The 12,036-nt window shown below is 69.9% G+C and carries 12 protein-coding genes; 9 read left to right on the forward strand and 3 right to left on the reverse strand.

The features are described 5' to 3' along the window. The first annotated feature begins 82 nt into the window (after positions 1–82). The 6 genes from AB5J56_RS05920 to AB5J56_RS05945 all read left to right on the forward strand — a co-directional run bounded on the left by AB5J56_RS05920 (position 83) and on the right by AB5J56_RS05945 (position 5,783). Positions 83–1,231, forward strand: coding sequence for an FAD-dependent oxidoreductase (locus tag AB5J56_RS05920; RefSeq protein ID WP_369230751.1), 1,149 nt, complete (start codon positions 83–85; stop codon positions 1,229–1,231). Beyond that, positions 1,228–2,262, forward strand: coding sequence for an amidohydrolase family protein (locus AB5J56_RS05925; protein ID WP_369230752.1), 1,035 nt, complete (start codon positions 1,228–1,230; stop codon positions 2,260–2,262). Before AB5J56_RS05920 ends, AB5J56_RS05925 begins: the two co-directional genes overlap by 4 nt. Before the next feature lie 5 nt (positions 2,263–2,267). Further along, on the forward strand, positions 2,268–3,200 hold the full coding sequence (locus AB5J56_RS05930) for a VOC family protein (protein ID WP_369230754.1): 933 nt from the start codon (positions 2,268–2,270) through the stop codon (positions 3,198–3,200). Between the two features lie 19 nt (positions 3,201–3,219). Then, positions 3,220–4,191: a fumarylacetoacetate hydrolase family protein gene (locus AB5J56_RS05935; RefSeq protein ID WP_369230755.1), complete on the forward strand. Its 972-nt coding sequence runs from the start codon at positions 3,220–3,222 to the stop codon at positions 4,189–4,191. Then, positions 4,188–4,940 carry an SDR family NAD(P)-dependent oxidoreductase gene (locus AB5J56_RS05940; RefSeq protein ID WP_369230757.1) on the forward strand — a complete coding sequence of 251 codons (753 nt, stop codon included), beginning with the start codon at positions 4,188–4,190 and terminating at the stop codon, positions 4,938–4,940. Before AB5J56_RS05935 ends, AB5J56_RS05940 begins: the two co-directional genes overlap by 4 nt. A gap of 183 nt (positions 4,941–5,123) precedes the next feature. Beyond that, positions 5,124–5,783: a poly-gamma-glutamate hydrolase family protein gene (locus AB5J56_RS05945; RefSeq protein WP_369230758.1), complete on the forward strand. Its 660-nt coding sequence runs from the start codon at positions 5,124–5,126 to the stop codon at positions 5,781–5,783. 115 nt (positions 5,784–5,898) lie between these two features. On the opposite strand, the gene hemC is transcribed toward AB5J56_RS05945, so the two are convergent. Next, positions 5,899–6,834 carry a hydroxymethylbilane synthase gene (gene hemC / locus AB5J56_RS05950; RefSeq protein WP_369230760.1) on the reverse strand — a complete coding sequence of 312 codons (936 nt, stop codon included), beginning with the start codon at positions 6,832–6,834 and terminating at the stop codon, positions 5,899–5,901. A gap of 573 nt (positions 6,835–7,407) precedes the next feature. Between hemC and AB5J56_RS05955 the strand changes: the two genes are divergently transcribed. Together AB5J56_RS05955 and AB5J56_RS05960 are read left to right on the forward strand one after the other, a co-directional pair. After that, the gene (locus AB5J56_RS05955; RefSeq protein ID WP_369230762.1) at positions 7,408–8,424 is read left to right on the forward strand and encodes a DNA-directed RNA polymerase subunit alpha; all 1,017 of its coding nucleotides are present in this window, start codon (positions 7,408–7,410) and stop codon (positions 8,422–8,424) included. A gap of 215 nt (positions 8,425–8,639) precedes the next feature. Beyond that, entirely contained in the window at positions 8,640–9,278 is a 639-nt protein-coding gene (locus tag AB5J56_RS05960; protein ID WP_369230764.1) for a dihydrofolate reductase family protein, read from the forward strand. A 97-nt stretch (positions 9,279–9,375) separates the two neighbouring features. Here AB5J56_RS05960 and AB5J56_RS05965 read toward each other — a convergent pair whose 3' ends face one another. Beyond that, a complete protein-coding gene (locus AB5J56_RS05965; RefSeq protein ID WP_369230765.1) occupies positions 9,376–10,215 on the reverse strand; it encodes a TIGR03943 family protein in 840 nt (279 codons plus the stop codon). After that, positions 10,212–11,249, reverse strand: a complete 1,038-nt coding sequence (locus AB5J56_RS05970) for a permease (RefSeq protein ID WP_369230767.1) — start codon at positions 11,247–11,249, stop codon at positions 10,212–10,214. Before AB5J56_RS05970 ends, AB5J56_RS05965 begins: the two co-directional genes overlap by 4 nt. A gap of 169 nt (positions 11,250–11,418) precedes the next feature. Between AB5J56_RS05970 and AB5J56_RS05975 the strand changes: the two genes are divergently transcribed. Continuing rightward, a complete protein-coding gene (locus AB5J56_RS05975; RefSeq protein ID WP_369230769.1) occupies positions 11,419–11,997 on the forward strand; it encodes a dihydrofolate reductase family protein in 579 nt (192 codons plus the stop codon). Positions 11,998–12,036: the final 39 nt, after the last annotated feature.

Genomic DNA, 12,036 nt, shown 5'->3' on the forward strand with positions numbered 1-12,036 from the left:
CCCCCAGTAGCCCCTGCCCCTACTGGCCTGCAATCCCCAGCCGCCCGAAGCCGTGCGGCTCAACCCGGGAGGTATCCCCGACATGGCCGACAGCCTCACACGTACCGCCACCCGTACCGTCCTCGTCGTCGGCGCAGGCACCTCCGGAAACGCCCTGACCGTGCTGCTGCGCCGGGCGGGGATCGCCGTCGACGTCGTCGAGGCGAGCCCCGACGGGAAGGCCGCCGCCGGCTCGGGCATCACCCTTCAGGGCAACGCCCTGCGCGTACTGCGCGAGGTCGGGGTCCTCGAAGGCATCGAGAAGGACGGTTACGCCGCCGAGGGCGTCGCCGTTCTCGCCCCCGACGGCACCGTGCTGCACGCCCACGAGGAACTCCGCACCGGCGGCGACGACCTGCCCTCGCACATCGGCATGCAGCGGCCTCGGCTCCAGCAGCTCCTCATCGACCGGGTCCGCGCCTCGGGCGCCGAGATCCGCCTCGGCACCACGGCCACCGCCCTCGGACAGGACGACGAGGGCGTGGACGTGACCTTCTCGGACGCCACGAGCCGCCGCTACGACCTGGTGGTCGGCGCAGACGGGCTGCACTCCGCCACCCGCGCGATGATCGGCATCACCGAGAGACCCGAGCCCACCGGCATGGGCATCTGGCGGGCCCCCGCGCCGCGCCCCGCCGGTGTCCACCGCACCGAGATGGTCTACGGCGGCCGCTGTTTCATCGCCGGGTACTGCCCGACCGGTGAGGACACGGTCTACGCCTACCTCGTCGAGCGGGCCCGCGACCGCGATGCACTGCGCCCGGCGACGTACGCCGACGAGATGCGGGCACTCAGCGAGGGCTACGGCGGCGCATGGACGGAGATCCGCACCGCCTTCACCGACCCGAAAGCCGTCAACTACACCTGCTTCGACCGGCACTTGGTGGAGGGCCCGTGGCACCGCGGCCGGGTCGTGCTCGTCGGCGACGCCGCCCACGCCTGTCCGCCCACCCTCGCCCAGGGCGCCGCGATGTCCCTGGAGGACGTCCTCGTCCTCGCCGAACTGCTGACCAGCCGGGACGACTGGGACGACCAGCTCTTCACGGACTACCACGACCGACGGCTGCCCCGCGTACGCATGGTCGTCGATGCCTCCGTCCAGCTCGGCCAGTGGCTGCTCGACGGAGTGCGCGACGCGGACGTACCCGGGCTGATGGGCCGCACCATGAACGCGCTGAAGGAACTTCCGTGACCGAACTGTCCGCCCCCTTGTCGATACCGACGATCGACGTCCACGCCCATCTCCTGCTCCCGGAGGTCGAGGAGGCCGTCGCCGGTCGGGCCGGCCTCACCGCGGCCCAGGGCCTCGACGCCCGCCGCAACGGCCCGGCGGCCCTGACCGTGAACGGCCCCATGGTCGGCGCGCGCATACCGAAGCTCACGGACGCCAGTGTGCGCCTGACAGCCATGGACGCGCAGGGCGTGGACATCCAGCTGGTCAGCCCGTCCCCGTCGCACTACCACTACTGGGCCGATCCCCAACTGGCAGAGCAGGTGTGTCTGTTGGCCAACGAGGAAACCGCCGCACACTGCGCCAAGGCCCCCGACCGGCTGCACGGCCTCGGCCTGATCCCGCTCCAACATCCCCACCTCGCGGTCGAGTTGCTCGATCACGCAGTGGAACAGGGGCTGCGGGGCGTGGAGATCTCCTCGCACGCCCCGGGGCCGGGCGGGACCCGGGAGGTGGAGCTCTCCGACCCGCGCCTCGCACCCTTCTGGGCGCACGCGCAGGAGAGCGGCGCCCTGGTCTTCCTGCACCCTTTCGGCTGCACCCTCGACGAACGCCTTGACCAGTGGTACCTGTCCAACACCGTCGGCCAGCCCACCGAGAACGCGATCGCCCTCTCCCACCTGATCTTCTCCGGCGTCCTGGACCGCCATCCGGGCCTGAAGCTGATCGCGGCGCACGGCGGCGGCTATCTGCCCACGCACATCGGCCGCTCCGACCACGCCTGGCGGGTCCGCCCCGACGCCCGGGGCTGCGCACGGGAGCCCAGCAGCTACCTGAAGCGGCTGTACTTCGACTCCCTCGTCCACGACCCGTACGTCCTGCGGGAGTTGGTCCGGGCCGCCGGTCCGGACCGGGTCCTGCTCGGCTCCGACTTCCCCTTCGACATGGGCAGGGAAGACCCGCTGGACGCGCTGCGTGCCGCGGACCTGCCCGACCCCGACTTCCACGCCCTACGAGGCGGCAACGCCGCCGCCCTCCTCCGGAAGGACTGACCGACATGCGTCTGCTCACCCACCTGCGGCACGTCGACCTCGCCGTGCCCGACTACGACAAGCAGCTCGACTTCTACGCCGGAGTCTGGGGCCTGACCAAGGTCGCCGAGGACTCCGGCATCTCCTTCCTGGCCGCCGAGGGCTCGCCCGAGCAGTACGTCGTACGGCTACGGCAGGCCGACGAGAAGCGCCTCGACCTGGTCTCCTACGGGGCCGCGAGCGCGGCGGACGTGGACACGCTCGCCGAGCAACTCCTCTCCAGTGGCGTCCAGTTGATCTCCCAGCCGGGCAAGGCGGACACACCCGGCGGCGGCTACGGCTTCCGCTTCTTCGACGTCGACGGCCGCACCATCGAAGTCCTGGCCGACGTCGAGGTTCGCCAGCACCGCAGGATCGAGGAGAAGGAGGCGATCCCGGTCAAGCTGTCCCACGTCGTCCTCAACTCCCCCGATCTGAACCGGACCCGGGAGTGGTACGAGCGCCACCTCGGCTTCGCGCTCTCCGACACGCTGTCCTCACCGCACATGGGAGAGGTCATGCACTTCATGCGGATCAGCAACCAGCACCACTCCATGGCCATCGCGCAGGGACCGCACACCGCCCTGCACCACGTCTCCTTCGAGATGCGCGGCCTGGACGAGTACATGCGCGGCTCCGGCCGCGTGATGCGGGCCGGCTTCCAGAAGGTCTGGGGCCCGGGCCGGCACATGGCGGGCGACAACACCTTCACCTACTTCCTCGACCCGCACGGCAACACCGTCGAGTACACGACGGAGTTGGAGGTCCTCGACGAGGACACCTGGCACCCGCACGTCTACGACTTCTCGAAGCCCGAGGTCACCGACCAGTGGGGCACGGCCAACCCGATGAACGAACTCATCGCCAAGGAGTCGTTCAACGACGTCGACCGCGGCGTGTTCATCGCCCCGCCGGTCTGACCGACAGGAGCCCTCCCCCATGCGTTTCGCCACGTACGAGCACCAGAACCGACACCATGTGGCCGTCGTCGAAGAGGACGGCACGCTTTTCCCCCTGCCCGGCGTCCGCTCGCTGACCGGCCTGCTCGCCGAGGGCGGCGGCCTGCCCGGACTGCTCGACGCAGGCTCCGTGACACCGGACATCCCGGCCGGGCCGCACGTCTCCGAGGTGCGGCTGCTGCCGCCGCTCCAACCGCCCACCGTGCGGGACTTCGTCACCTTCGAGGAACACGTCGAGGGCGTACGACGGTCCGTGGACGGCTCCGCCGGAGTGCCGGAGCAGTGGTACGCGGCCCCGACGTTCTACTTCACCAACCCCTACGCCGTCCACGGCCCGCACGACGACATCCCCGTGCCGCCGGGATCGAGCATGCTCGATTTCGAACTCGAAGTCGCCGCCGTCATCGGCCGTGAGGGCCGTGACCTCACCCCCGAGCAGGCCCGCGACCACATCATCGGCTACACCGTCTTCAACGACTGGTCAGCCCGCGACCTGCAGTCGGCGGAGATGAAGGTGGGCCTCGGACCGTGCAAGGGCAAGGACACCGCCACCACGCTGGGCCCGTACCTGGTCACCGCCGACGAGCTGGAGAAGTACCGCGACGGGGACGGCTTCCTGCGGCTCGGTCTCACCGCCTCGGTGAACGGCGAGGTCGTCGGCAAGGACCTGCTGTCCAACATGAGTTGGACCTTCGAGGAGATGGTCGCGTACGCCTCGCGCGGGACCACCGTCCGCCCCGGTGACATCCTCGGTTCCGGGACCTGCGGCAACGGTGGCTGCCTCGCCGAGCTCTGGGGCGTACGTGGCCGACAGGACCCGCCGCCGCTGAAACCCGGCGACACGGTCACGCTCACCGTGGAAGGCGTCGGCTCCGTCTCCAACACCGTGGTCGCCGGACCTGAGCCGGTGCCGGTCCCGGCCGCCCGGCGCCGCTCGCGGGAGCGGCCGTGACCTCCGGCCTGCACCCCAAGCGGCTCCTCGGCAAGGTGGTTGTCGTCACCGGGGCAGCGGGTGGCCAGGGCGCCGCGGAGGCCCACGCCCTGACCCGCGAGGGCGCCCAGGTCGTCGCCACCGATGTGACCGAGACACCCGGCTGCCGCCGACTCGACGTCACCAGCGAACGCGACTGGGCCCAACTCGCCGCCGAACTACGGGAGTCGTACGGGCAGGTGCACGGCCTGGTCAACAACGCGGGCATCACCTGGCGGGCCCGCATCGACGACGTACGCGCCGAGGACATGGCCCGCGTCCACGCGGTCAACGTCACCGGGCCGCTGCTCGGCATCCAGCACCTGCTCCCGCTCATGCGCGCCGGGGCATCGATCGTGAACGTCGGTTCATCGGCGGCGCTGACCGCCCACTACCCGGTCGCGTACACGGCCAGCAAGTGGGCGCTGCGCGGCCTGTCGAGGACCGCCGCGATGGAACTGGGGCCCCGCGGCATCCGCGTGAACGCCATCCATCCCGGCTTCATCGAAACGGATATGACCGCTTCTGCCGCGCCCGCGTTCCGCGAGGCGAACCTCCGCGAGACACCACTCGGCCGCACCGGAACCGTCGACGACGTCACCCCGCTCGTGGTGTTCCTGTTGTCCGACGACTCGTCCTTCGTCACCGGAGCCGAGATCCCGGTCGACGGCGGTCTCACCGCGCACGGCGGCGCCAAGTCGATCTCGGACGCCCTGCGCCGGGACACCTGAACCAGCAGAACAGAAAGGTCCTCTCACGGACGGCCCGCTGCGGCTGTGGCAGGCGGATTTCGGAATCCGGGTCGGGGACGAGATCATGACCGTGGCCTCAGTGCGGGGCGACGTGAACGACGACTTCGACCGGTCGCTCACGGGCGGCAGGACAGCGGACCAGAGCCTGAAGGGGGTATCAGCGTGGCCGACCTGTACGCCTCGTACACCGACCTCGCCGCGCACGAGACCGAGGGCGTGTCCTACATGCGCCGCTCGGTGCCGGTGACCGGCGCGACCTGGTCCAGCATCGCCATCCACGGCGGCGGCATCGAGGCGGGTTCCGGGGAGACCGCCCGCGCGGTCGGCGCGGGCCTGATGGCGCACTACGAATTCGCCGGCATCAAGTCCACCGGCAACACGTCCTTGCACGTGACGTCGACCCGCTTCGACGAACCGACCTGCCAAGCGATCGTCGCCTCCTCGCTGCGCTGCCTGTCCTTCCACGGCTACACCGGCACAGCAGGCGTCCCCGAGACGTCCCTCGGCGGCCTCGACACCGCGACCGCCGACCGCATCCGCGCCGCCCTGACACGGGCCGGGTTCCTGGTCATCGACGCGGCCCAGGAGATCAACGGCAGCCACCCGACGAACATCGCCAATCGCACCACGAGCGGCGTCGGCGTCCAACTGGAGATCTCCCACGCCCTGCGCGCGTCGTTCTTCCCGGACAGGGACCTGACGCGCGCGATGCGGGACACCGGACGGCGCACGCCGACGTTCGACCGGTACGTCACCGCCGTGCGCTCCGTCTTCGAGGACCGCGCTCTGGTGGCGCAGAGCACCATCCCCGTGTCCCGGTGAACGACCACGCCGTACGCCTCGGCCGACATCGACATGGCGGCGAGCATGGGCGCCGAAAAGCCCGCGACCGGCGGCCCGCACTTCCTCCACCCGAGGGCCGGATCACTCCGCCGATTCAGTGGGCGATCGAGTCGATCAGGCTGCGTGCCCCCTGGCGCAGCAGGGTGACCGCGACGGACGTGCCGAGGGTCGCCGGATCGAGGGGTCCGGCCCACTCGTGGGCGTTGAGGACGGTCTTGCCGTCGGGGGTGAACACGCAGGCGCGCAGGGACAGGTCGCCGTTGCGTTCGGCCTTCGCGTACCCGGCGATCGGGCTGTTGCAGTGGCCCTGGAGAACGTGGAGGAACATGCGCTCCGCGGTGGCCTCGCGGTAGGTGTCGGGGTCGCCGAGGCCGCTGACGGTGTCGATCAGGTCGGTGTCGCCTTCGCGGCATTGCAGCGCGAGGACGCCGGCGCCGATCGGCGGGACCATCGTGTCCGGCGACAGGATCTCGGTGATCACATCGGTGCGGTCGATGCGTTCCAGGCCGGAGACGGCCAGCAGCAGGGCGTCGGCTTCGCCGGCGGCGAGTTTGTCCAGGCGTCGGTTGGCGTTGCCGCGCATGGGGACGCACCGCAGGTGGGGATAGGAGGCGGCGAGCTGGGCGATGCGCCGCACCGAGGAGGTGCCGATGCGGGTGCCGGCCGGGAGTTGATCGAGGGTGAGGCCGTCGGGGTGGATGAGGGCGTCGCGGATGTCGTCGCGTTTGAGGAACGCGGCGAAGACCGTGCCGGCGGGCAGCGGCCGGTCGGCGGGCACGTCCTTGACGCAGTGCACCGCCAGGTCCGCCTGTCCGGCGAGCAGCGCGGCGTCGACTTCCTTGGTGAACGCGCCCTTCCCCTCCACCTGGGCGAGGTCGCCCATCCACTTGTCACCGGTCGTCTTCACCGGCACGACCTCGGTGCGGATGCCGGGGTGGAGCGCGGCCAGTTCGGTGCGCACGCGCTCCACCTGGGCAAGCGCCATGGGCGAGTCACGGGAGACGATGCGGATCAGCTCAGGGGCGGACATGTCACCCACGATAGACCTTTGCCGACGGGCGCCGCGCCCCAGTCCGGATGCCCATCTCGGGGGCGTGGCCCGCAAGTTGGGAACATCGGGCAGGTGTACGAGAAACCTGTCGACGCGCTGCTGGTGGCCGGGAGCGAGCTGGGCGGCGGCCGGAGGTCGTCGACCACATACAGGCCGCCCGACTCCAGCAGGTGCTCGCCGGCTTGGAGGCGCCCCGGGCCGCCGACAGAGCGAAGGTGGCGTCCAGGTCGATAAGTGGCGTGGTGAATCCGAGAGCCGCGAGCGTCGCGATGGCCCCCGCGGGCGGCCAGGCAGTCGTCCTGAGCCATGGATGAGCGGCCGTGACCTGGGATTTCGCCGGACGGAGCTTGATCTGCACAGCGGTGGCTGTGGAGCCGCCGATGCCAGCTGGGGAACGTGTCCCGAACGAAGCTCTCCGCGCGCCCGCCTCACCTCATGGCGGGTGGTACGGAAATATTCGGCTGTCACACCGTAGCTTTGCAGCATCAACATCGGGCTACCGCTCGGTGGACCGGCATTCCACATCGGGTGCCGAAAACTGGAGGCGCCCTCATGCTGATCGCTCAACGTCCCTCTCTCACCGAAGAGGTCGTCGACGAATTCCGCTCCCGGTTCGTGATCGAGCCGCTGGAGCCGGGCTTCGGCTACACCCTCGGCAACTCCCTGCGCCGGACCCTCCTGTCCTCGATCCCGGGTGCGGCGGTCACGTCCATCCGTATCGACGGCGTGCTGCACGAGTTCACCACCGTGCCGGGCGTCAAGGAGGACGTCACCGACCTGATCCTCAACATCAAACAGCTGGTCGTCTCCTCGGAGGAGGACGAGCCGGTCGTGATGTACCTGCGCAAGCAGGGCCCGGGGCTGGTCACCGCCGCCGACATCGCGCCCCCGGCCGGTGTCGAGGTGCACAACCCCGACCTGGTCCTCGCCACGCTCAACGGCAAGGGCAAGCTGGAGATGGAGCTGACCGTCGAGCGCGGTCGCGGCTACGTCTCCGCGGTGCAGAACAAGCAGGTCGGTCAGGAGATCGGGCGCATCCCGGTCGACTCGATCTACTCGCCCGTTCTCAAGGTCACCTACAAGGTCGAGGCGACCCGTGTCGAGCAGCGCACCGACTTCGACAAGCTGATCGTCGACGTCGACACCAAGCAGGCCATGCGTCCCCGTGACGCCATGGCGTCGGCCGGCAAGACGCTGGTCGAGCTGTTCGGTCTGGCCCGCGAGCTCAACATCGACGCCGAGGGCATCGACATGGGCCCGACCCCGACGGACATCGCCCTGACCGCCGAGCTCGCGCTGCCGATCGAGGAGCTCGAGCTCACCGTCCGGTCGTACAACTGCCTCAAGCGCGAGGGCATCCATTCCGTGGGTGAGCTCGTGGCTCGTTCCGAGGCCGACCTGCTCGACATCCGCAACTTCGGCGCGAAGTCCATCGACGAGGTCAAGGCGAAGCTGGCCGGCATGGGCCTGGCTTTCAAGGACAGCCCGCCCGGATTCGACCCCACCGCTGCCGCGGGCGCCTTCGGCACCGACGACGACACCGGGTACATGGAAACCGAGCAGTACTGAGGGGGCAGGCACCGGTGCGGACCGCGAGGAGCTATGGCCTGCCGGCGCGGGCCGGCTGCTCGTCGGCTCCGCCCCGCCCGCGCCGCGCACTCGGCGGGGGCGCGGTGCCGGGCAGCAGCAGGCCCGCCGAAGGAATGTGGGCGGGGATGTCGATCCAGGCCGGCTCTGTACGACGTAGAGGTGAGAGAACAACACCGATACGAGAGGCGAAGGCCATGCCCAAGGTCCGCGTACACAACGTCACGATCTCCCTCGACGGCTTCGCGGCCGGCCAAAACCAGCGACTGGACGCCCCGTTCGGCGACGGCGTCGGCTGGGGTGACGACCTGCACAGCTGGTTCGTCTCGGCGGCGGAAGACCTTGCCGCGGGGAAGACCGGAATCGATGTCGACTACTTCGCCCGCGGCGAGCAGAACATCGGCGCCACGATCATGGGGCGGAACATGTTCGGTCCGCAGCGCGGGCCGTGGGAGGACGAGTCCTGGAAGGGCTGGTGGGGCGACAACCCGCCCTACCACCACGACGTTTTCGTGCACACCCACCATCCGCGCCCCACGCTGGAGATGGCCGGCGGAACGACCTTCCACTTCACCGACGAGCCAGTGGAGACGGTGCTCCAGCACGCGTTCGACGCCGCGGGCGGCAAAGACGTCCGGATCGGCGGCGGCGCGGCCGTCATCCAGGAGTATCTGCGCGCCGGGCTGGTTGACGAGCTCCACCTGGTGATCGCGCCGATGCTCATCGGGCGCGGGGAGCGGCTGCTCGACAATCTGAGTGACGGTATCGACGGCTACCGGGTGTCCGAGATGGTCGGCTCGCCGAACGTCACGCACGCGATGCTGGTCCGCCGCTGACGCGCGAGGCCAGGGTTTCGCGGGAGTGGGTGCGTCTCGCCGGACGGGTCCCCGGAAGTAGCCAGCGGCCCCGGGCTGCGGCATTCGGGGTCCGGGTTCACCTCGTGGTCGGCAGGGGCAGAGCGTCCGTGTACGCGTTCACCGGCCGGGCGACCTTCCTGACGGCGAGGGCATCGAGTGCGGCCTCTGCGGACTTCGTGCCCAGGGTGCCGTGGGGGTGCCAGGTTCCCTTGACGGACACCCAGGTGTTCGCGGGCAGGGCTTGGGCCCCGTAGACCCGCACCTTGACGGACTGAGCGTCCGCCGCACAGCACGAGATCATGATCCGGGTCAGATACCAGCCGTCGCCCCGCTTGTCCGGGGTGACGAATCCGGTCAGCAGGACACTGCGCCCCCTGATGTCCCGCGCGTGGTCCTGCTGCACTCGGCCGATGAAATCGGTGAGGGTGAGCGGGACCGGCGAGGCCGCGGGCAGCGGATCGAAGTGCTCCCGCTCGGTGACCGCCTTCGGGGTCTCGCGGGAGGCGGTGTACGCGCCGAGGGCGGGCGGGGCGTAGAGGAGCAGGCTCAGTGCCGGGAGGAACAGGAGCCAGGCGACGCGGGGCACGGCGGAGTGATCGTGCACCCCAACATCGCCTTCCTCGCCTTCCTCGCCTTCCTCGCCGTCCTCGTGCCCGTGCCCGTGCCCATGACGTTCACCGTGCTCGCCGTCCTCGTGCCGGTGCTCATGACGTTCACCGTGCTCGCCGCCCGCGTTCGGCCTGTACGACGACCACGCCTCCGCCACACCGAGCAGGAGCAGCAGCGCCCCCGACGCGATCAGGTACGGGCGAAGCCCCTCCTTCACGTACCTGAGATACAGGTCGGTGAAGAGCGCGGCGTGCAGCAGAGCGAGGCCGCTGAGGACGAGCAGGACCACCTGGACATGCCGTTTCACAACAGGGCCCCACCGATCAGCACGCTGGAAAGGACCGCCACGACCGTCGTCGCGGCGGAGAACCGGAAGGCGAAGGCCCGCCCGAAGGTACCCGCCTGGAGGGCGATCAGCTTCAGGTCGACCATCGGCCCGACCACCATGAACGCGAGTCGCGCGGTGGGCGAGAAGCCGGTGAGCGAGGCCGCGACGAACGCGTCGGCCTCCGAGCACACCGCGAGCACGATGGCGAGAGCGGCCAGGAAGAGCACCGACAGCCATGGCGAACCGGAAAACGCGTCCAGGACGGACCGCGGCACCGCGACGTTGAAGGTCGCCGCCGCCATGGCCCCGAGGACCAGGAAACCGCCGGCATGCAGGAAGTCGTGCTGGAAACCGGTCCGGAACTCCGTCCAGCGGCTGTGGCCCGGCCGGTGCCCGGTGTGCCGTACGGCGGGCTTCAGCCACTTCTCCCTGCCCAGCCAGAGCCACAGCCAGCCCATCACGAAAGCGGTGGCGAGCGAGGCCAGCAGCCGGGCCAGGACCATCGCGGGACTGCCGGGGAAGGCGACGGCCGTGGCCGTCAGCACCACCGGGTTGACCGCGGGAGCCGACAACAGGAACGCGAAGGCGGCAGCCGGGTTGACGCCCCTGCCGATCAGGCTGCTGCTGACCGGCACCGACGCGCACTCGCAGCCCGGCAGCACCACACCGGCAAGGCCGGCGACCGGGACGGCGAGGACGGGCCGCTTCGGCAGTACGCGGGTGAACACCCGCGCCGGTACGAACGCGTTGATCGCGCCCGACAGGGCGGTGCCGAGCAGCAGGAACGGCATCGCCTGCACGGTCACGGCGAGGCAGACGGTCCGCCAGGCCTGTACGGCCGGTTGGTCCGTCCACCCGCGGACGACGAAGAGGACCACGTCGAGAAGGACGACCGCTCCCAACGACAGGGCCAGCCACAACCGGAGCCGACCGCCCGCGGGGGCGTCGTCGGCCGCCCCGTCGTCGGCCGCCGCGACGGCGAGCTCCCCGGCTCGTTCTTCTGCCCTCTGCACGCCGGCTCCGCATGTCGAGTGTCGAATGCCGGGTCGAACATAGCGCCCCCGAACAAGCGACTGAGCATCACCCCGAATCCAGGCGTCCAAGTCCGATGAGTTTCGTCATCGTTCCTCGTCTATATCCGCGACACACCACACAACATCAGCCGCATTCGAGGAGAGCATCATGACCGCTGTCTACACCTGGGACGTCTTTTCCACCCTTGACGGCTACGGCTCGTACGGCCCCGACGGCGACTGGGGCGGCTACTGGGGAAAACAGGGCCCCGAGTTCCTTGACAACCGCCTTGCGGTGATCGGCGAAGAGCAGCGGATGATTCTCGGGGCCAACACCTTTCGGCTGTTCGAGAAGCTGCTGGGCCCGATCCCGGAGGCCGACCTCGATCCGGTGAACTCCCGGATGCGAAGCTTGCCGACAACGGTGGTGTCGAGGACGCTCGCAGGACCCTTCGCAGCGCCGGGCGTGACCGTCGCCGCCGGCGACGCCGTCGACGTCGTCGCCCGGCTCAAGGAGGAGTCCGAGGTGCCGTTGCGCTCGCACGGCAGCCTGTCGTTGAACCGGGCGCTGATGGCCGCGGGGCTCGTCGACCGCGTCCAGGTGACGATCTTCCCTGTGATCAGCGGCCGGACCGGGACCGCCCCGGTCTTCGAGGGCGCGGCCGACTTCGACCTCGAACTGATCCGGAGCCGGGTCTTCGACGGCCACACCCAAGAACTCATCTACCGGCCCACCCTGCACAGCTGAACGCAACCATGCGCTGGACCTGGTCCAGCAGCCGAACCG

It is taken from the genome of Streptomyces sp. R21 (assembly GCF_041051975.1).
Taxonomy (GTDB): domain Bacteria; phylum Actinomycetota; class Actinomycetes; order Streptomycetales; family Streptomycetaceae; genus Streptomyces.